The 20,998-nt window shown below is 65.1% G+C and carries 17 protein-coding genes; 6 read left to right on the top strand and 11 right to left on the bottom strand.

From position 1 onward, the window contains the following. Positions 1–21: 21 nt before the first annotated feature. Positions 22–825, top strand: coding sequence for an aldo/keto reductase (locus tag EGH23_RS14895; RefSeq protein WP_220580784.1), 804 nt, complete (start codon positions 22–24; stop codon positions 823–825). Between the two features lie 67 nt (positions 826–892). Beyond that, a complete protein-coding gene (iolM, locus tag EGH23_RS14890; RefSeq protein WP_220580783.1) occupies positions 893–2,050 on the top strand; it encodes a scyllo-inosose 3-dehydrogenase in 1,158 nt (385 codons plus the stop codon). Positions 2,051–2,101: 51 nt separating this feature from the next. On the opposite strand, the gene EGH23_RS14885 is transcribed toward iolM, so the two are convergent. Together EGH23_RS14885 and EGH23_RS14880 are read right to left on the bottom strand one after the other, a co-directional pair. After that, positions 2,102–3,841 (bottom strand): thiamine pyrophosphate-binding protein, encoded by a 1,740-nt coding sequence (locus tag EGH23_RS14885; RefSeq protein ID WP_220580782.1) that lies wholly within the window; start codon positions 3,839–3,841, stop codon positions 2,102–2,104. 104 nt (positions 3,842–3,945) lie between these two features. After that, the gene (locus tag EGH23_RS14880; protein WP_220580781.1) at positions 3,946–4,923 is read right to left on the bottom strand and encodes a TIGR03557 family F420-dependent LLM class oxidoreductase; all 978 of its coding nucleotides are present in this window, start codon (positions 4,921–4,923) and stop codon (positions 3,946–3,948) included. A gap of 289 nt (positions 4,924–5,212) precedes the next feature. On the opposite strand from EGH23_RS14880, the gene EGH23_RS14875 reads away from it, so the two are divergent. Continuing rightward, positions 5,213–5,977: an IclR family transcriptional regulator gene (locus tag EGH23_RS14875; protein WP_220580780.1), complete on the top strand. Its 765-nt coding sequence runs from the start codon at positions 5,213–5,215 to the stop codon at positions 5,975–5,977. A gap of 196 nt (positions 5,978–6,173) precedes the next feature. Continuing rightward, on the top strand, positions 6,174–7,151 hold the full coding sequence (locus tag EGH23_RS14870; RefSeq protein WP_220580779.1) for a TIGR03557 family F420-dependent LLM class oxidoreductase: 978 nt from the start codon (positions 6,174–6,176) through the stop codon (positions 7,149–7,151). A gap of 37 nt (positions 7,152–7,188) precedes the next feature. Here the strand turns inward: EGH23_RS14870 and EGH23_RS14865 are convergent, their stop codons facing one another. The 3 genes from EGH23_RS14865 to EGH23_RS14855 all read right to left on the bottom strand — a co-directional run bounded on the left by EGH23_RS14865 (position 7,189) and on the right by EGH23_RS14855 (position 11,639). Then, positions 7,189–8,196, bottom strand: a complete 1,008-nt coding sequence (locus EGH23_RS14865; RefSeq protein ID WP_220580778.1) for a C-terminal binding protein — start codon at positions 8,194–8,196, stop codon at positions 7,189–7,191. Positions 8,197–8,847: 651 nt separating this feature from the next. Further along, positions 8,848–9,906, bottom strand: coding sequence for a DUF8147 domain-containing protein (locus EGH23_RS14860; RefSeq protein WP_220580777.1), 1,059 nt, complete (start codon positions 9,904–9,906; stop codon positions 8,848–8,850). A gap of 236 nt (positions 9,907–10,142) precedes the next feature. After that, positions 10,143–11,639 (bottom strand): extracellular solute-binding protein, encoded by a 1,497-nt coding sequence (locus EGH23_RS14855; protein WP_220580776.1) that lies wholly within the window; start codon positions 11,637–11,639, stop codon positions 10,143–10,145. Between the two features lie 96 nt (positions 11,640–11,735). Between EGH23_RS14855 and EGH23_RS14850 the strand changes: the two genes are divergently transcribed. Both EGH23_RS14850 and EGH23_RS14845 read left to right on the top strand, forming a co-directional pair. Further along, positions 11,736–13,730 (top strand): DUF7997 domain-containing protein, encoded by a 1,995-nt coding sequence (locus EGH23_RS14850; RefSeq protein WP_220580775.1) that lies wholly within the window; start codon positions 11,736–11,738, stop codon positions 13,728–13,730. Between the two features lie 108 nt (positions 13,731–13,838). Next, entirely contained in the window at positions 13,839–14,894 is a 1,056-nt protein-coding gene (locus tag EGH23_RS14845) for a TrmB family transcriptional regulator (RefSeq protein WP_220580774.1), read from the top strand. 526 nt (positions 14,895–15,420) lie between these two features. On the opposite strand, the gene EGH23_RS14840 is transcribed toward EGH23_RS14845, so the two are convergent. The 6 genes from EGH23_RS14840 to EGH23_RS14815 form a co-directional block, all read right to left on the bottom strand. Beyond that, positions 15,421–15,738, bottom strand: a complete 318-nt coding sequence (locus EGH23_RS14840) for a DUF7521 family protein (protein WP_220580773.1) — start codon at positions 15,736–15,738, stop codon at positions 15,421–15,423. A gap of 1 nt (position 15,739) precedes the next feature. Next, on the bottom strand, positions 15,740–16,111 hold the full coding sequence (locus EGH23_RS14835) for an ArsR/SmtB family transcription factor (RefSeq protein WP_220580772.1): 372 nt from the start codon (positions 16,109–16,111) through the stop codon (positions 15,740–15,742). A gap of 301 nt (positions 16,112–16,412) precedes the next feature. After that, positions 16,413–17,597: a LolA family protein gene (locus EGH23_RS14830; RefSeq protein WP_220580771.1), complete on the bottom strand. Its 1,185-nt coding sequence runs from the start codon at positions 17,595–17,597 to the stop codon at positions 16,413–16,415. A 184-nt stretch (positions 17,598–17,781) separates the two neighbouring features. After that, a complete protein-coding gene (locus EGH23_RS14825; protein ID WP_220580770.1) occupies positions 17,782–18,072 on the bottom strand; it encodes a winged helix-turn-helix domain-containing protein in 291 nt (96 codons plus the stop codon). Positions 18,073–18,238: 166 nt separating this feature from the next. Continuing rightward, a complete protein-coding gene (locus EGH23_RS14820) occupies positions 18,239–19,252 on the bottom strand; it encodes an mRNA 3'-end processing factor (protein WP_220580769.1) in 1,014 nt (337 codons plus the stop codon). 43 nt (positions 19,253–19,295) lie between these two features. After that, the gene (locus EGH23_RS14815) at positions 19,296–20,966 is read right to left on the bottom strand and encodes an ATP-dependent DNA ligase (protein ID WP_220580768.1); all 1,671 of its coding nucleotides are present in this window, start codon (positions 20,964–20,966) and stop codon (positions 19,296–19,298) included. Positions 20,967–20,998 lie beyond the last annotated feature (32 nt).

Genomic DNA, 20,998 nt, shown 5'->3' with positions numbered 1-20,998 from the left:
CGGGCCGAGTACGCCGCTAGCGTGTTCGACACCGCCACGCGACTCGGCTTCGGGACGTACAGTCTGACGGGCGACGAGGGGAGCGCCGTCGTCGAGACGGCCATCGACACGGGCTACCGTCACGTCGACACCGCCCGTCTCTACGAGAACGAACGGGAAGTCGGCGACGCCATTGCCGCCGCCGATATCGACCGCGACGACCTCTTCGTCGCCACGAAGGTCGCCCACTTCGAGGAACCGGAGAAGACGCCGGAGTACGTCCGCGAGGCCGTCACCGACAGCTTCGACCGCCTCGGGCTGGACCGCATCGACCTCCTCTACCATCACTGGCCGAAGAACCAGGACGACGTGGAGACGGTCCTCCCGCTGCTGGCCGAGTACGTCGAAGACGGCCGCGTGGACAACCTCGGCGTCAGCAACTACACCACCGACGACCTCGACCTCGCCCGCGACCTCGTGGACGTGCCCATCGCCGCCAATCAGGTCGAGATGCACCCGCTGCTCCAGCAGACCGAGATGCGCGAGTACCTCGACGAGATGGGCGCGCAACTCGTCGCGTACTCGCCGCTGGCACAGGGCGAGGTGTTCTCCGAGGGCGCGATCAACTCCGTCGCGGAGAAGCACGGCGTCTCCGAGGCGGTCGTCAGTCTCGCGTGGCTGCTCTCGAAGGAGAACGTCGCGGCGATTCCCCGCTCCAGTTCCATCGAGCACCTCAAGGACAACTTCGGGGCGATAGATCTCGAACTCGACGACGAAGATATCGAACGCATCGACGGTATCGAGCGGACGCATCGCTGTGAAGACCCGTCGTGGATGACGTGGTAATCGGTCGGCCAGCAGCATAGCCCGCTGACCACCCAGACTTATTATACTGTGGCTGTTCCGTTCGGCTATGCGAGCCCTAGTACTCGATGCGGAGTGGAATCCGCGGCCGCAATACGACCTCTCGGACGACGAGCGAGAGCGACAGCGCGCGATGAACTCCGGGCAGATCTGGCAGGACCCCGAACTCTCCGTCGAAGAGCGAGAGCGACCCGAACCCGAAGCCGACGAGGTGCTCGTCCGCGTGAAGTACGCCGGTATCTGCGGCAGCGACATTTCGATGTACGAGACCGGCGACGACGGCTACATGCACTACTCGGCGTACACGCAGTTACCGAGCGTCACGGGTCACGAGTTCTCCGGCGTCGTCGTCGAGAACGGCGACGACGCGGACCTCTTCGAGGAGGGCGAACCCGTTACAGCGGAGGTCACCGACTACTGCGGCCGCTGTCAGATGTGCCGGCAGGGCTTTCACGGCCACTGCGAGAACTTCGAGCAGCTCGGCTTCACGATGGACGGCGCGTTCGCCGAGTACGTCACCGTCCCCGAGAAGATTCTCTGGAGCGTCGCCTCGCTGGAACAGACCTACGACGACGAGGACGACCTGTTCCGGGCGGCCGCAACGGTCGAACCGAGCACCATCTGCTACTACGGCCTGTTCGGGCGGGCCGAGGGCATCTGGCCCGGCGATTACCACGTCTACCACGGCACCGGTCCCATCGGTCTCACCGGGATGAACGTCTCGCGGGCGTCCGGGGCGGGAAAAGTCATCGCGTTCGAGCCGTCGGACCCGCGCCGCGAGATCGCCCACGAGATGGGTTTCGAACACGTCTACGACCCCATTGAAGTCGACCCCGTCGAGACCATCGCCGAGGTGACCGACGGTGAAGGCGCTGACGTCCACGTCGAGACCAGCGGTGCGGTGGGCGCGACCTACCCCGTCATCGAGGACTCGCTGGCCGAACGCGCCAACGTCGTCCACATCAGCAACGCCGGTTCGGACCCCGAAATCGCCTTACGGAAGTACCAGGGCAACAGCGCCCAGTTGTACGGGTCAGAGGGCCACACCGGCCAGCAGGTGTTCCCGCGGACGATTCGGCTGATGGCCAGCGGGCAGCTCGACAACCTCCCCATGATCACCTCGACGTACGACCTCGAAGACGCCGACGAAGCCGTCGAACAGGCCGCGAAGCGGGTCGACGGCAAAGTCCTCGTCCAGATGAGCTAAGGCTGCTGCGGTCGTCTGCGTCTGAGAGAAAAACGAATCGCCCCGGGCGGCTTACTTCTCGAGGTCCGCGAGGTCCCACTCGCCGGTGACGATCGCACCGGAGTCGGGGTTGTCCGGTTCGACCATCGCCTCGACGATGGCCGGGCCGTCGTGGGCGATCGCCTCTTCGAGGACGCCGTCTAAGTTCTCCGGCTTGACGACGCGTTCGGCGAACTCGACGCCCAGCCCGTCGGCCATCGACATGAAGTCGATGTCGGTCTCCTCGTCGAACTCCGTATCGAGCACCCGGTCCCAGCCGTACTTCGCGACCTGCAGGTTCCGGATGGACTTCCAGCCGTGGTTGTTGACGATGAGGTAGTTCACGTCGATGTCGTGCTGGACGGCACAGGCCACCTCCTGGTTGCACATCATGAAGCTCCCGTCGCCCTCGACGTCGACGACGGGGCTATCGGGCTTGGCGAGTTTCGCGCCGATAGCGGCGGAGACGCCGAAGCCCATCGTCGAGAACCCGCCGCAGGAGATGTTGGTGCGCGGTTCGTACACCGGGAACTCGGGGTTGACCGTCTCCTGTGGTTGGCCCGCACTGGAGACGACGACGCCGTCGCGCGGCAGGACGTTTCGGAGGCTGGCGATAGCCCTGGAAATGCTCATCGGCACCGCGTCGTCCTCCCACCGCTCGGCGACCATCGACTCCCACTCCTCCCAGAGGCCTTGAATCTCGTCGTAGTACTCGTTGTCCTCTTTCGAGACCGGGTCCGTCCGCTCTCGGAGCTCTTCGGTGATCTGTCGCGTGACCACCTTCGCGTCGCCCTGGATGCCGACCTCGACCGGGTAGTTCTTCCCGATCTCCTCGGGGTCGATGTCGACGTGGATCAGCTTACTCGGCGGGATCTCGAAACTGACGCCCTCCTCGAAGGAGGAGGTGTGCATGTCCGTGAATCGGCAGCCCACCGCGAGTACCACGTCGGCGTTCGACGCGAGTTCGTTGCCCGCCGTCGAGCCGATCCAGCCCGCGTAGCCGACGAAGAGGTCGTGGTCCTCGGGAATGATCCCCTTCGACTGGAAGGTCGGGATGACGGGCGCTTGGAGGTGTTCTGCGAGTTCTTGCACCTCGTCCCACGCTTCTGCGATCATCGTGCCGCCGCCGGGGACGATGACCGGTCGTTCGGCGTCTTCGAGCAGTTCCGCGGCGTCCGAGACCGTCCGCGGGTCGCCGCCCGGCCGGCTGTGCGGCCGAGATTGGGTCGGTTCGGGGAGTTCGACGTCGGCGGCCGCGCCCTGGACGTCCATCGGGACGTCGACGTGGACCGGGCCGGGCCGCCCGGAGAGCGCGACCTGGAACGCGCGGCGGAGAATGCGCGGGAGCTGCTCGACGTCGTCGGCGACGAAGCTCTGCTTGGTGACCGGTTCCATCACGCTCGGGAAGTCACCGGGTTTCTGGCGCTCAATCTCCTGAAGGATTCCCTCGCCGTACTCGTGAGTCTGGGGCGCACCCGTGAAAATGACCATCGGGATGGAGTCGACGTAGGCCGTCGCCGCGCCGGTGACGGTGTTGGTCGCGCCGGGGCCGATGGAGGTGAAGACGGCCAGCGGCTCGCCGCTCGCACGGGCGTAGCCGTCGGCGAGGTGTGTCGCACCTTCCTCGTGTCGCGGTTGGATGACCTCTACTTCGGAGTCGTTGAACGCGTCGAGCAGGTTCGTGCTCCCGTGGCCGGGAATACCGACGAGGTACTCGACGCCCTCCTTCTCTAGGTACTTGGCGATGATTTCGCCACCGTTCAGTCTGGGCATCTCGTTCAAAGAAATATACGGGCCATTTCTTAAATATTCCCCCCGACTGCCGTCCAAATGCCTCGTCTCGCTGTCGCCCAAACGCCCACTCGGCTGTCGTCCGGTTATAGCGAGGGAATGACCTCGTCGCCCATGACCTCGAAGAACGTCTCGGGCTCGGGGCTGGTGTTGCCCAGCGCGATGCGGTCGAAGCCCATCTCCGCGTACGCGGAGAGCTGTCCGGCGATGTCCGACGGGTCGTCGGCGATGAGGAACTTGCCCTCTATCTCCTCTTCAGTAGCCTTCTCGCCCTCGGCTTCGATCTCCTTCGGGTTGGCCATCGCGCGGTCGAAGACGTTCTGGGTGGTCGCCCACCACGGCCGGGTCGCGGCCCGCGCCCTCTCGTAGTCCTCGTCGTAGGAGGCGATGACGAGCAGCGTCGTCTCGATACTGTCGGGATCACGCCCCTCATCTTCGGCGTAGCGGCGAATGGCGGGGTACATCCGCTCGGTGTACTCCTCGCCGGTCTTGACGGTGATGAACCCGTCGCCGTACTCACCGGTCAGCGAGGCCGTTGACGGGCCGTTAGCGGCGATCTGTATCTCGGGACGTTCCTCGGGCATCGTGTAGAGCTTCGCGTCGTCGACGGTGAAGTGCTCGCCATCGTAACTGTAGAAGTCGTCGTTGTCCCAGAGCCCGTGGACGATCTCTAAGGTCTCTTCGAGCCGGTCTCGCCGAACGGGGTAATCCGGCCACTCGTGGCCCATCGGCTTCTCGTTCATGGCCTCGCCCGTCGAGAGGCCGAGGACGACGCGCTCGTCGTGCATCTCCTGTAACGTGGCGAACGCCTGGGCCATCAGCGCGGGATGGTAGTGTTCGCCCGCGGGCGTGACGCAGGTGCCGATAGGGACGTCGATCCGCTCGGCGGCCGCGCCGAGCCACGACCACGCGAAACCGGCCTCGGCGTCCGTGTGGAACCACGGGTGGAAGTGGTCGGAGGTCCAGACGAACTCGAACCCGTTGTCGGCGGCGAGTTCGGAGAAACGCAGCAACTGCGAGGGGCTGTACTGCTCCTGATGGGCCATGTAGTCGATGCTGACCATCGTACTTGCTCATGGCGCGGCGTGCTTAATATTGGTTTCCCCATCGCCATCGACGGGCGGTTCGCTCTCTGACCCCACGTTTTCCCCGAGTTCGCAAGGACCGAACGGTCCCTCTCGACGAGTTGTCGACGACCGTAGCCGGAAAATAATATCGAGACGAAGTTCGGGAAATGAAGTGTAACGGGCGGCCGCCCACGCGCGTGCCAAGGAGATTGTTCGCCTCTCGCGAACGCCGGTTCCACGTTCGCGCCTGCCGAACATTTATGGTATAGTGTGTCTCACGCTAGGTATGGCCACGAAATCTTCACCTCGAACTGTGGACGCCGTGGAGACTGCCCTGCAGATCGTCGAAATCCTCCAGGAGCGAGACGGGGCCGGCATAACGGAAATAGCCGACGAACTCGGCCGTTCGAAGGGGACGGTCCACAGCCACTTGGCGACGCTCGCCGAGAACGAGTACGTCGTGAACGACGACGGGCGCTACCGGTTGAGCCTCCGCTACCTCGAACTCGCTGAGACGGTCACCGACAGGCTCCAGATATACGACGTCGTCCGAAACGAGCTCGACGACCTGGCGGCCGAGTGCGGCGAACTGGCGCAGTTCGCCACCGAGGAGCACGGTCGCGCCGTCTACCTCTACAAGACCGGCGGCGAGAACGCCGTCCAGACGGCGTCCTCGACCGGCGACCGGGAGTATCTCCACTGCATCTCGCTGGGGAAGGCGATGATGGCCCACATGTCCAGAGAGCGCATCGAAGAGATAATCGACCGCCACGGACTGCCGGGCTTCACCGACTCGACGATCACGTCGAAGTCCGAGTTGTTCGACGAACTGGCGGCGATACGCGAACAGGGCTACGCCTTCGACCGGGAGGAGAAGATCGCGGGGCTGCGCTGTGTCGCCGCACCCGTGGTGACGGGCGGGGAAGTCGTCGGCGCGTTGAGCGTCTCCGGTCCCGCGAGTCGGTTCGAGGGCGAACTCTACGAGGAGGAACTCCCGAAGATGGTGACCCGCTCTGCCAACGTCATCGAGATCAACTCCCAGTTCTCGTAGACGGGAGAGCGTTCGCATCTCCCGAACGACGTTTCGTTTAGCCCTGTTCGTCCCACCCCTATCGGAAAGTCGCACGGCAGTGCATCTGTTATCCCACCTCGCCGCAGACGCGCACGCGAACGGCTAAGCCGACAGAACCGGAGCACCCCTGACGCCCGGCAGCAAGTGTTTTGGTACTGCCAGCGCGACGTGGTGTATGGTCGCAATTGACTACGATGCACACCAAGAGCAGTACGAACCCGACGAGTTACTACGGTACGCTGAACTGGCCGAAGCGGCCGGGTTCGACATGATATGGACCTCCGACCACTTCCACCCCTGGTTTCACAGCCAGGGTTCGTCCGGCTTCGCGTGGTCGTGGCTGGGCGCGCTCTGTGAACGCGTCGACCTGCCGATGGGGACCTGTGTGACGCCGACGACCGGCCACTATCACCCGGGTATCGTCGCACAAGCGTTCGCCACGCTCCAGGTGATGCACGACGAGCGCGTCGTCCTCGGCCTCTCGACGGGCGAGGCCATGAACGAGAAGCCGCTCGGCTTCCCGTGGCCCGACTATCCCGAGCGCCGGCAACGGCTGAAGGAGTCGCTCGAGATCTGCCATCACCTCTGGGAATCGGACGACTTCGTGGACTACGACGGGGAGTTCTACCGACTCGACGGCGCGAAACTGTACACGAGGCCCGAGACGCCGCCGGAGGTCCACGTCGCCGCCAACGGGCCGAGTACGGCGTCTCTCGCCGGAGAGTACTGCGATGGGTTCATCACCGTCCTGAAAGACGAGGAGTACACCGACAAACTATATCCGGCGGTGCGTCGCCACGCCGAGGAAGCCGATCGCGACCCCGATGCCGTCGAGACGACGCTGCTCGTCACCGCCTCCTACGACGAGGACTACGAGAGGGCCTACGAAGCGACGAAGCCGTGGTGGGCGGCCACGCAGGACGTGTTCAGTCGCGGCCTCTACAACCCCAAGGAGATAGAGGCGGTCGGCGACGACGCTACCCGTGAGGAGGTCGAACACAAGTTTCTCGTCGCGGACGACCCCGCCGGAATCGCCGCCCAACTGGAGGAATACGCCGAACTCGGGTTCGATCGCATCACGCTCGGGAACACGAGTCCCGAACCGGAGACGTTCTTCGAGGTCATGGGCGACGAGGTCATTCCCTCGCTGTGAGTCCCACGGCGGAAGAGGGGTTCTCCGCTCGGCGACGCTACTGCGGGTCGTTGACGGGGTTCTCCGGCACCGTCCCCTCCAAGACCCTGCGAACGTCTCTGGCGGCTGTCCGTCGGCGTTCGTCGTTGGCCTCCTGGGAGAACCACGCGACGTGGGGGGTGAGCACGACGTTGTCCAACTCTCGAAGCCGGCTCTCGAACGGCGGGAACGAATCGCCCTGGCTGGCCGGTTCCTCGGCGAACACGTCCAGTCCCGCACCGGCTATCTCTCCCTCGCGCAGCGCCGTGACCAACTCTTCCTCGACGACGAGGCCGCCGCGAGCGACGTTGACGAGGTACGCCGAATCGTTCATCCGCTCGAACGCCGCGGCGTCCATCGTCCCCCGGGTCTCTTCGACGAGCGGCGCGTGCAGGGAGATTACGTCCGCGTCGTCGAGCACCGCCTCGAAGCTCCGTTTCTCGACGCCCGCCTCGTCCATCGCCGCCGCGTCGACGTAGGGGTCCGCCGCGACCACGTCCATGCCGAACGCCTGTGCCTTCTCGGCGACGAGGCGAGCGATGGTCCCGAAGCCGACGAGCCCCAACCGCTGGCCGTCGAGGCGGTGTACCGTCGGCGTCGTCACGTCCTGTGCCCAGACGCCGTCCCGCATCGCCGAATCGTACGCCGAGAGGTTGCGCTGGAGCGCGAGAATCAGCAGAAGGGTGTGTTCCGAGACCTCGTTCTGGCAGTAGACGGGGACGTTGACGACGTACATCCCCCGCTCGGCCGCGCGGTCGGTGTCCAGCGCGTCGACGCCGATCCCGCAGCGGGCGATGATTCGGCACTCGGTGAGTGCGTCGATCACCTCGGTCGTGTAGGGGGCCGCCAGCAACCTGTCGATGACCGCATCGACGTCTGCCAGCTCCGCGACGAGGTCGTCGGTCGACTCGACGTCGACCGGTCGAAACCTCACGTCCATGCCGTCGAAGACGTCCCGTTCGACCGAGAGGTCGAACGCGTTCCCGGCGGTCACGCCTACGGTCGGAGTATCACGTCGCTCGTTCATAGCGTCGTTACCGCGTCGTAGACGCACCTAAAAGTACTTTTCCCCCGCGGTACACGCCTCGTCAACGTATCCACTGAGAGATAGGGCAACACGCCTCGTTTGGGAGATGCGAACAGGATGTGACAGACGGTGGCTGTTCCGGTAGTCGACCGCCGTTCTCACCGCTCTCCCGCGTTCGTGCGGGGAAGAGCGGGCCGAGCGAAGCGGACTCTGGTAGTAACACATGTACTATCGTTATTGCTATCGCTCCGTCTCGCGCCTTCCACCTTTTTACCACGACTCAGCCAGGCAGGCCGGGCCAGATAGAAGAGGATATCGAGAACCATCTCTTGAAGGGTTCTAGTCTCGCCATGTTTGAGTGTCTGTATCTCCTATCCCTCAGAAAAGAGATATTAGATAATAAACTCGGAGTAGATACACCCAGACATCTCCAATTTATCGAATATATTCTGAAAATACCTCTCGAATCCCGAACTTTTATACCTATTTGGTCCTATATAGGTACATATCTCGATATCTCATCTATATATTGAATTTTCATATTCTAATACGGCCTAGTCGAGTCTATACTGTAGAACCCCCCGTCGATCACTCGCGCATATTTCCGCTACCGTCGATCGATAGCCGTTCGGGAGAGGTGGAGGTGACGGCTCACTCCCGATAGCTTCCGCTCCCGACTTCGAGTTCGCCCTCGGCGAGATACCACCCGTCCTGCGGACCCTGCAGTTCGACGTGTACCCACTCTCGGTACTCGTTCCCGGACCACCCACCGGAGAACCACTCGTTGCGGCCGGAGAGCTCCGACGAGAGATAGACGGTGGTGTCGTTTGCCGTGTCGTAGTTCGCATACACGCGGCCGTCGTACTCGTAACAGCGGTGTCGACTATCAGCGCCGAACGTACACTCGACCGCCGACCGGTTGTACGACCGCGAGAGCATCGGTTCGTCGTCGAACGGATCGGCCGTGTCGATGCGGTCCGCCGAGGCCGTCGTAACCGTGAAAGTGAAGCTCCCGTCGTTTCGGACGCCCATCGACGGATCGCTCGGGTCGTAGGCGTCGGGACTGATTCGTTCGTTCCATCCCGTCGTCTCGTTCTCGACGCTGCGGTAGTACACCGTCGAGACCTCGATCCGATCGGCCGAGATGGAGAGCATCGGACCGTGCTCGGTCTCGACCACGTCGTACGTGAAGTTCACCGGCGCGGGCTCGCCGTCGTATCCCCGTACGGACGGCGTGTGCCGCTCGTATCGGACGCTCTCGACGAACTGTTCGCCCAACCGAGACTGTCCGCCTTCGACCGGGACGGGGACGTACACCGTCGCGTTTTCGAGCGTCTGGTCCGCCGAGAGCGTCACTCGGTACTCGTAGGTACTCTCGTAGCTCTCGTCCAGCCGCTGTTGCCCGAGCGCGTACAGGCCGCCGACGAGGAGACCGAACACGAGGAAGAAGGCGACGATACCGATGCCGATCGTCCGCCGGTCGACGCCGCTCTCGGGCCCGCGGGTAGCGTAGTAGTAGCCGACGGCGGCGACGGCACTCCCGGTGGCGAAGCCGAGCGGGAGGCTGACGAGGAGTGACGGCCATATCAGCGGGTCGAGCACGGCGGTCAGAACGACGGTGACGACGGCGAACGTGAGGAGGCCGGCGACTAGACAGCCGATGACGACGGTCCACCGGGGGGAGCGCGGTTGTCGCGTCTCTGAATCCATATCTTCGGCGACGCGCCGACGAGACTTAGATGCCGGTCCTTGCTCGCTCGCCGAGAAGCCGATCTGCGACACCGCGAGCCGGAGAGAAGGAGGATACCGGCCGCGGCCACCGTCCCGAACCCGATCGCCAAGCCCACGGGAAATCCGAGCGTCAGCGTCCGTTCTATCGTCGCTCGGCGCGACGTATCCGGTTTGGCTGAGGGGCGAGCCCGGATTTGAACGCCGAAGTTGTAGCGTCAGTTACCGCTTTCCGTCTGCTCTAAGCCGGACTGGAGCGTGGCCATCGCCTTCGCGGAGGAGACGTCCTGATTGACCGCGCGGTTGGCCTGCTGAGCGATCTTGCTGGACTGGTCGCTCCAGACGGCCGTGACCGGGCGGGCCATCGTGTTCTCGCCGGCCACGCGGAGCGTGTCCATGTAGTCGCCCATCGGGTCGATGTTCGACGCCTCGTCCGAGTTGAACAGACTGCCCCGCGGCGGGAGCCACCCCTCCATCTCCAGTAAGAACAGCTGGAACTCGGGTTTCATGGTGGCTCCGATGACCTCGCGGACCGCGTCGTGCTTCTCGCTGTAGGGGTTGACGGTGACGTGCCAGCCGCCCAGCGCCGACGTCGTTCCGCCGGTTCCCTGGAACTCGGCGTCGCTCTCCGAGACGGCGTAGGGAATCGGCATCGTCCCGAGGTCGTCGCCGAACTCCGAAGCGGCCTGGTTGATGGCGTAGGGCCAGTTGCGGTGGAAGACGGCGTTGCCGTCGAGGAACGGCGCGAGCGAGCCGTCCTCTATCCAGCCGAGGACGTTAGTGGGCGTGAAGCCGCCGCCGTAGCCGTCGAGTTCGTCGAAGTCCTCGTCGTGGACGAACTTCCGCATCATGTTCAGCGAGTTGACGACGGGTTGGGAGTCGACGGTGACGGGTCGGTCGCCGACCGGCCCGAAGAGGTTCTCGCGGCCGCCGAAGTACGCGCCGCCCCACGAGGAGAGGACCTCGTTGAACGTACAGCAGGCGGTCCCCTCGTAGATGTCCCACTGGGTCGAGAACCCGTACTCGACGTCCGCCGAGTCGAGCGTGTCGGCCGCGACGTTCGACCACCGCTTCCACGTCATCGGCTCGGTGGCCCAGTTCTCGGACTCCGGGCTGTACCCCGCCTTCTCGACGAGGTCCTTCCGGTACAGCATCGTCGGGTAGTCGGGGTAGAGCGGCACGCCGAAGAGGTCGCCGCTCGACGGGTCGACGGCCGTCTCGGTGAAGCCGCTGAAGTACTCCTCGTCGATGGTCGAGAGCATGTCGTCCGTGAGGAGGTCCGAGAGGTTGGCGAGTTGCCCGCGCTGGACGAAGACGTTCACCCAGCCGTTGTCCATCAGGAACACGTCCGGTTCGGTCTCCTGAGAACTCAGGAGTCGGTTGTAGTTGGCTCGGCGCTTCCCGCTGTCGGGCTGTCCCTGTGCGAACTCGATTTGGATAGTATCCGAAAGCCCGCCCTCCTCGTGAAGCGCGTCGCGGACCTCGTCGGCGTGGTCCTGCACCACCGTCGCGTCGAACCCCCACGTCACCGTCGTCGCTTCGCCGCCGGCCTCGCCGGTCTGCGTCCCGCCGGCGTTGCCGTCGCTCCCGCCGCCGTTGAACACGCTCGCACAGCCCGCGAGCCCCGCCGCGATTCCCGATGCGCCCGCGCCCGCGACGAACCGTCGCCGCGAGATGCCGCTCCGTTTTCGCTCCGTCTCTGAGTTCTCTGTCATCGCTCGCTTCGTCAATCAAAATACGTCCACTTATAGATTAGGGGTTTGAATTGAGATATCACAAGAACTTTATCTGCAGTCTGCCGCACCTCCGGTATGGGACTCCGACGGGCGCTCGACGATTACAAGCGAAACCGAGAGAGCGAAGACGTATTTCCGGGCGAGCGGCGCACGCAGACGGGGCGGTTTACGGGTTCGAAGCGACGGCTGGTCCACGTCGATCCGAGCGGGTCGATCCGAGACTACTCGTATCCGCTCTCGGGATTCCACGGGATCGCATCCTCCCGGTTCGGGGTTCGAATCGACGGAACAGTCACGTGGTTCGACAGCCTCGGCGGGTCGTCACAGACCTCGCGCGAAGCGGACGCGGTCGTCGAGACGGTCCACGACTTCGGGACGTTCGACGTCGTCCAGCGCGACTTCACCGACGACCTCACGCACGCGACCACGTTCGAACTCGACGGGGAGAGGCTGGAATCCCTCGAGATCGTCGGGTTCGCCGAGTTCGCCCCGGAGGGGCAGGCGGACCGGATCGGACAGTTGGTCCACGACGGCGAGGTCGTGGAGCTGTACCACGACCGGGAGCACGACTATCTGGCCGCGTCGACGGAACTGGCGGTCACGCCGGAAGTGATGGAGCGGTTCGACGAGATTCTGTCCGACGGGCCGCAGTCGTTTCCGCGAGGGGGCGAATCCGAGAGCTACGAGGGGAGTCGCCTCACCGGCGGCGTCTCGTTCCGGGCCGACCTCGAAGGCGGGCGGACGACGGTCGTCACTACGCTTTCGGACATCGAGGAGCGATCGCGCTCCGAGAGCCTCGCTCGGATCGCCGACCGGACGCGGCGGTACCGGTATCCGTCGCAGTTTCTCGACGCCGCGCGACAGTCGACGCCGTCGACCGACGGGACGGACCGGCTCGTCGAGACGGACCTCCACGTCCTCGACCTGCTGTCCGCGCCGACCGGGGCTCGGATAGCGGGACCCGATTTCGACCCGCACTATCAGTACTCCGGCGGCTACGGCTACACGTGGTTTCGGGACGACGGCGAGATCTCGACGTTCCTCTTAGAGGCCGACGAGCGGCTCGGTCTCGACGCCGGGGAGCGACACCGCAAGAGCGCCGGGTTTTACCTCCGGACGCAACTGGCCGACGGCCGGTGGCCCCACCGCGTGTGGCCGCGGAACGGTCGACTGGCCCCCGGGTGGGCGAACGGACACGTCGAGGGGTCCGAGACGCAGTATCAGGCCGACCAGACCGCGAGCGTCCTCGTCTTCCTCGCGGAGTACCTCGCTACCCACCGCGATTCGCTCCCGGCGGAGTTGGCACTCGACGTCGAGAGCGCACTGGAGTCGGGCGTCGAGGGAATGGACGTCTCGCTGGAATCGGACGGGTTGCCGACCGTGTGCGAGAACGCCTGGGAGAACGCGAACGGCCGCTTCACGCACACCGCGGCGAAGTTCCTGCACGCCTACAGCGCGATCGCGGCCGCGCCGCTTTCCGACGCCGTTCGGACTCGCGCGGCGACGCAGGCGGACCGACTCTACGATGCGCTGGAGACGATGTGGTGTCCCGACGAGGGCATCTACGGACTTCGACTGGACGACGGGGAGCTAGACGCGCGCGTCGACAGCACCACGTTCTCGCTACTCGACGCGCATCTGGCCTACGAAGCGGTGGACGACGTGGACGACGAGCGACGACGCCGGCTCGAAACCCACCTCGAAACGGCGTTCGAACGGCTCTGGACGGAGACCGAGGCCATTCGAGGGCTGAAGCGGTTCGAGGGCGATACGTGGCGTCGACGCGGACAGTCGAGCGAGAAAGTCTGGACCGTCTCGACCGGCTGGGGGGCGTACGCGGCCGAGAAGGCGATTCGACTGTTCTCTTCGACGGACCGGGAGTTCGACCCGGCGGCGTGGGCCGACCGGCTGTTCGCGGAGATCGACCTCGCGGGGTCGCTCTGTCTCGACTCGGGATACCTACCGGAACAGTTCTTCGACTCCGGCACGCCGGACAGCGCGACGCCGCTGGGCTGGTCGCACGCCATCCGACTCGCGACGTACGCCGCTCGGCATTCGCGGGACGCGTGAGACAACCGAGGCGCTCCGAGGCACCCCGTCGCGGACGCCGGTGGACCGCCGTGAACGGTGTTTCGCCGATACTAAGCTTTATCTCCGGCATCGGCCCAACGAATTAGTATGGCGGCGGACGACATCGTCGACAGTCTCACCCGGTTCGGTCTCTCGGAGAAGGAGGCGCTCGCGTACGTGACCGTCCTCCGGAACGGCTCCACGACGATCCGCGTGGTCTCCGAGGAGACGGACATCTCGAAGAGCTACGCGTACGACATCGTCGATAAGTTGGCCGAGCGCGACCTCATCGAGATCGACGACCACGTCCAGCCGACGCGACTGCGGGCGATTCCGCCCTCGGAGGGCATCGAGAATCTGGTCTCGCAGTTGCACTCCGTCGAGGCGCAACTCGACGACCTGTTCGACTCGGAGAGCTACGAGCAGGAGAAGTTCAGCATCATCAAATCGCGTCGGACGATATTCAGGCAACTCGGCGAGTTGATCGACGCCGCCGAGTCCGAGATCGTCCTCGCGCTGCCGGCGTCGGCGCTGGAGCGGGTCGAAGCGTCGCTCCGAGCCGCTCGGGAACGCGGGGTGTTCTGTATGCTGTTGGTGACGGAGTACGACGGCGAGACTTCCATCGGCGAGTCGATCGCGAACGTCGTCCAGACCTGGAGCGCCCCCGCGCCGGTGACGCTCACCGTCGACCGCTCGGACGGCATCGTCTCGTCGGCCGACGCCCTGTTGAACTCGAACTCCGACGAGTACGCGATCTACCACGCGGAGGAACACATCGTCTCCTCGCTGTTCGACTCGTTCATCGCGAACTACTGGCCGATGGGCGAGCAGGTACACGTCTCCCGACCCGAGCCGTTGCCGAGGACCTTCGATAGCTTTCGCCACGCGGTGTTCGAAGCGGCGCTGTACCTACTGGACGGGAAGAGCGTTTCCGTCGAGATGGAGGTCCGACGCACACAGAGCGAAGAGCCCTTCGAGACCGTTACGGGAGCTATCGTCGACGTGAAGCAGAGTCTCGTCCGTCCCTTCTCGAACGAGTTTCCGACCCAGGAGTCGTTCGTCGTCGAGACGGGCGACGGAACCGTCACCGTCGGCGGTTCCAAGGCCTTCTTAGAGGATTTCGAAGCGGACCGCGTCACGCTGAAAAGCACCGTCGACGCCTGAGAGGGGCGGATCGTCCCGAGACAACTGTCGGCCGGTCGGCGTGCAACGCGGTCGGAGCGGCGAGTGACTCCCTTCGAACGGAACGGTTCGAGAGGTAACTACCGGAGAGATGGTTCGTTCGAAGGGAGGCCCATGGGAGCCGCGGCCGCGGCCCCCAGTGAGGGCGTCGTCGCCCGCTTCTCGTATCGGGCGACGGATGGTCGACGTCGAGTGCAGGAATCCTGCCTCGGCCGTCTCTGCGTCTTGGCGTCCGCTGTCATCCGGTAAGTGCTTTCTGGTGGGCCGCCGAGCGTGGGATTCGTTCTCTCACAGGGGACGGTCGTGGCCGTATCCGACCGGGATGGAGCGCCGGACTGTTCGAGGCGATAGTACAGTCGCGGCACGGCGAAGGGAACCAGGCCCAATACGAGAGCGAACGTCCCAAAGACGGCGAATCCGGCCGCGAGAACGAAGTCGGGAGGCATCAGTGGTACGGCGTTCGTCGAGATGAGTGGTGGTCGTGGTGGTTCGGCCGTATCAGTATCGGCTACTCCCGCGAGTGCAGAGAATAGGCGATTAGCAAGACGCCGAGGAACTGAAACAGCCGCGTGACGAGCGTGAGCAGCGACTGGTACTGGAGGCCGAGATAGCCCTCGCGGAGGAGCAGCGAGCCGACGAAGGCGATGCCGAACGCGACGGCCGTGAGGAAGAACAGGCCCAGAGAGAGCGCCCGCATCGTTCGGCTGTCGTGACGGCGATACCCGCGGTAGGCCTGATACCCCACGTAGCCGCCGACGAGCGTCGACCCGAGGGCGAGCGCTACGACGAGCCAGTCGATGATCGAAGCGACGGGCACGGGAGCCATCTCAGAGGTCCTCCCACATCTTCACGAAGCGGTCGGCGGTGTCGCTCTCTCCCTCGCCGGGGAACGATTCGTCGTCGGTGTGCGTCACGGCCGCCTCGAAGGATCCGGTGTCTAACGCCAGGGAGAATTCCGAGAGCGTCGCCGTGTAGACGCTGTAGTGGTTGTCGTCGGTCCGCACCTTGGTCTGTTCGTCGAGGAGGCCGTGCGTCTGTAATCGCTCTACCCGGCGGTAGACCGTCGGTTCGGACATCTCACACTCGTCGGCGAGTTCTTGTGCGGACATTGGTTTGATACTCGTCGCTGCGAGGATGTCCCGAGCGTACTCGTCGCTGAGGATATCGAGAATATCACCCAGCGCCGGATCCTCGCTCACGTTTCGGTCGAACGACTGCCTATCGCATTAATATGCCTACGAATCTCGAACGCGGAGCCGCAGCGACCGGGTCGGACCGGGAGTCCGGCGGGGCCGTCGGCGCGGGAGGGCGATACTGTGGAGGGGGGTCTGCGTCAGCGGAGACCGCAATGGGAAGCGTCGTGCTGGCCGCGGACACATCCTGGGACGGCCGGGGAGGGCAGCACGTTGTCGTCTCGACGGGGCCCATTGCATCTCAGTCGAGGGGCCGTCGGATAATATAAAAGAGGGGCGAGTTTCTGACCCAGAAGTTCGCGCGTTCTCAGGCCCGACAGCCCACGGATCGGGCGACTTCTGTGAGTCGATCCGTCGCGACGCCCTTCCCCCGGACGGTGTAGCCGTAGCCGTCGCAGTCCCACGCGATCGAGGTGGTCGGCCCGCGGTCGAAGACCGCCGGCTGGCCGCCGACGGTCACGTCGCGTTCGCCGGGGCTGACGTCGAGAGTGTAGTTGAACTTCGCGACCGTGAGTTCGCGGCCGTCGGCGACGTAGCGGAGACCGACCCCGTCGATGCGGCCGGTCGTCCGCGTGGCGTAGGCGAGTTCGAACGCCGGCGGGACGGTCGGTTTCGGTACCGAGAGCGAACTCCGAACCTCCAGCGCGGTGCGACTCCGATACCACTCCGTGGTCGGGGAGTCCTCGCGCCGTATCGTCGCGTTATCGTCGAACTCGGGCCGGAACTCGTCTTCCGATAAGCCGGGGTTAACCGTCACGTTCGTGTACGTCGTCGTCACCGAGCGCCGGGTGCCGTCGGCGGTCCACGTCGTCTGTTTGCGTAACGGGTAGAACCGCTCCGTGTCGACCCACAGCCGCTGTCGGTAGCGCGCCTCGCTCCGATTGCTCGCGGGAGCGATCTCGAGCATGTGCACGCTCCGTCCACCGACGGTATCGGTCCCGGCGAACTCCACCGTGTAACGTCCGTCCGCATCAGTTTGCGGGGCGACACCGGTGTGACGGGGCAAGACCGGCAGCGGCGACACGCCGACCGATTGCGGTCGACCCGCGTCGTCGGTCAGCCCCGCAGCGGTGACGAGCCGTTGGAGCCGAGCGGCCGTCCGCGAATCGGTCGGCGGTCCCGTTAGCTCGACGACGGTCACCGCGTTCGCGTCCGTATCGTGGAGCCAGAGCGTCGAGCCGTTCGAGACCTGTCGTTCGTACCGCCTGTCCGAAGCGTTCCGGAAGCGCATGCGTTTCCGGTCGGTCCCTGGGACGAGCGTGACGTCGGCGACGTTCCGGGACGTGACGGTGCCGTTGGTCCGTACCGTCGTCGTCTGCATACCGGTGAGCGCGTCAACGGAGCGGTAGCGTTCGGTCACGTTCGAGTCGATAGACGGTCTCTCGTCACCGATCGCATCCCCGGACGCCCAGAGAACCGTGGGGAGCGCCACGCCGAGGAGCAAGAGCGCGAGGAGCGTGCGTCGGTCGAGTCGGGGTGGTAAGAGCCTCATACTGATGGCGAGGGTAGGTTCGATTACGTATCGGATTGCCGAGGATTAAATACTTCTGGACGCTCGTCGCCGTAATTTGGACCGGAGGTCACACCGAGAGCGCGAGTAGGGTATCCCACGGGGCGGGACCACGCCGAATTCGCTCAGCGACGAAACAGTTCGCTGGCGGGCGGCGACGAGTGTCTCACTCGGCTTCGGCCATATTCTGCGAGTCGATAGTATCCCAGACGGCTTCGCCGGCGTCCGTCGCCCCGTAAACTCGGCCTTTCCGGCGGTCTTCGGAAACTAAGAGCTCGATGAGATCAGCGTCGCGTAACTCCCGGAGCGCTCTGGAGACGTGCGCGATGCTCTGTCCCGTTTCGTCAGTGATGAGTGATGGCGTCGCGGGCCCCTCCGAGAGCCGTCGTAGCGTCGCGACGCGGTAGCGCGAACTGATCACGAAGCTGATATCGTCCCAGTTATCGTCGTCTGTCATCGGCCGACCTCCGCTCGTCGAATGCGAGTGTATTTCACCGTCATTACGTGTCGAGTCGACATCTACCGGTCGATCGCTGATTAACAGCCCTGATAGTTTCGCCTGGAAGGAATCTCGAAATGGGAGTCTACTGCCGGTAACCGGCCGTTTCTCGGCGATACGCTCGCTAGAAGTCGTCGAGTGCAGTCTGGTTGCGCTTGAGCGAGCGCGCGTCGATCCCCAGTTCCGTCTCGACGTGCGCCGCGAACTCGTCTGCGAACCCGTGTTGGGTGTACACCTGCGACGGTCGCAGCGTCTCGACGGTGGCGACGAGCTCCGAGAAGTCGCTGTGGTCCGAGAGGACGAACGTCTCGTCGTAGCCGCCGCGGTACTTGAACGAGTCGTCGACGGCCCACCCGGAGAAGCCGGCCGTCACGGCATCCGTGTTCTCGACGATGCGGTCGACGAAGGAGAGCTTCGACGTCTGTGCCGGGAGCACCAGCGCGTCGCCCGGCCCGAGCGTCACCTCCTCGCCGTACCGCGCGGCGCGGAAGTCGACGCCGTGTGCGTCCTCGATGATCGCGTTCAACCGCTCGATAGCGGCCGTCACGAACAGCCGCTCGCGGTCGGAGCGCGCGACGAGGTGCTGGAGTTCCTGTGCGCGACCGAGCGTGTATCCGAAGAGGACGACCGGCGCGTCGTGCCCGTCGGTCAGCCAGTCGACGATTCGACCTTCGAGGGCGTCCTGGGGCTCGAAGACGTACTCGGGTTTCCCGTAGGTCGTCTCGGTGACGAGCACGTCGACGTCGTACTCGGCGGCGACCGCGTCGGCGTCGAACCCGGAGAGCGTGAAGCGGTCCCGCGTCGAGAAGTCCCCGGTGTAGAGGTAGGTCGTCCCGTCGCTGTCCTCGACGACGGTCGCCCGCGACCCCGGGACGTGGCCCGCCGGGACCTGTTCGACCGCGGGGTGGGTCGTCCGCGAGAGCGGTCCCTCGTCCTCGCGCCGCGCGGTCGCGAGGCGAGCGGTGAGCGGCGAGCAGATCACGTCGGTCGGTGCCCGCGAATAGAGGTGGTCGCCGTGCGCGTGGCTCAGCGCGACGACGTCGCCGCTGGGCTCTGACGCGTCCGCGACGAAGCGTTCGCCGGACGCGAGGTCGATTCGCACCCCGTCTCGGAGGCTGACCGCGCCAGCTCGCGTCACGGCTCCGCCCCGCTGTCTCGGTCGTTCGTCGTCCTCGCGGCGCTCATTGTTCCTCGTAGAGGCGTTCGACGCGTTCGAGACGGTCGGCGTCCTCGGGAGCGAGGTCCTCTCGGAACCCGCCGAAGCGCGGGAACCGCAGCGCGTACCCCGAGTCGTACGTCGTCGACGACTGGATCTCCTCGTACTCGACTTCGATGACGACTTCCGGGCGAAGCTTCGCGGTGCGACCCTCGACCGACTGGACGAGCGGTTCGAGTTTCGCCGTGATCTCCCGGAGTTCGTCGTCGGTCAGTCCCGAGAAGATACGCCCGATCTCGCGGAGTTCCTCGCGCTCTGCGTCCCAGCAGGCGAGTCGCAAGCGGCCGAGCCACTCGCTCTTTCGTCCCTCGCTCCACTTCGCCTGCACGACGACGAGGTCGAGCGGCTCCATCGTGGGCTTGACTTTCTGCATGTAGCCCACGCGAGACCCCGGCTGGTAGGCGGCGTCGAGGTTCTTGACGATGATGCCCTCTTGGCCCGCCGCCAGCGCGTCGCTGTAGAACGATTCTGCGTCGTCCAGTGACTCCGGCCGGCGGTGCGTCGCCCGTTCGAGCGTCTCACCGTCGGCGTCGAGAAGGGCGTCGAGATGGTCGAGTCGTTCGGTCAGCGGTGATTCGAGAAGCGACTCGTCGTCGCGGTAGAGGCAGTCGAAAACCTGGACCGTTACCGGGTACTCGGCGGCCAGTTCCTCGATGTCGCTCGTTCGCTTGATGCGCTTCGAGAGTTCCTGAAAGGGGATCGGACCGCCGGTCTCGGGGTCGTAGCCCACCACCTCGGCCTCGACGATAGCGTTCTCGGCGTCGAGTTCCGCCTCGACGGCGACGACGACGTCGGGGAACTGCGCCGTGACGTCTTCGAGTCGCCGGGTGAACACGCGCACCTCGCCGTCCCGGACGTGAATCTTCGCCCGCATTCCGTCGTACTTGTACTCCAGGAGCGGCCGTTCGGTCGAATCGAGCGCGTCCGCGACGCTCTCGGCCTTCCGTGCGAGCATCGCCTTCACCGGGCGGAACAGTTCGACGTCGAGGGCCGCCAGCCCCTCCCGTCCCTGCGTGCGGGCGGTCTCGCTGACAGTCCGAAAGTCGTTCGTGACTTCGTAGGCCCGCTCGACCGCGCCGACGGCCGCCTCCGAGCCGTCGAGGAACGCCGCGGCGATAGCGTCGCGAATCGTCCCCTCACCGACGCCCAGACGCATCGCTCCGACGACGGTCCGGACGACGTAGCGCGCCTCGTCCGGGTCCGCGTCCGCGAGCAATCCGGCGATGTCGTCGATGCGGCGGTCCTGACTCCCCGCCCCCTCGTAGTCGGCGAGCCCGCGGAGCGTCTCGTAGACGGTAGCGACGTCGAGCGTCTCGGAGACCAGCGTCGCCTGCGAGCGGTTTTCGACGGCGAGCGCGGCGGCGTCGCCGAGGTCGCCCGTCTCCCGCCACCACGATTCGACCTGTTCGTGTGCCACCCCGGTCGCGTTCGCGATCGCCCGCGCCGTCAGCGACGAGGAGACGCCGAGGTCGTCGGGTTCCCACGGAGCGAAGAGCCGGCCCCGAGCGAGCTGCGTGAGCTCCGGCAGCAACTCGCCGGCGTCGTCGAAGGCCGCCGCCAGGATCTCGGTCTTCTCGATGGTGGACGCCGTCGCGTCGAGACGGTCGTACGTCGCTACGAGCTGGCGATATTCCATCACGGAATGCAGGGGCGGAAGCCGCAAAAGGG

The organism is Haloarcula nitratireducens, from assembly GCF_019599505.1.
The sequence above is the reverse complement of the archived record's forward strand: the minus strand, read 5'-3'. Positions and strand labels throughout refer to the sequence as shown.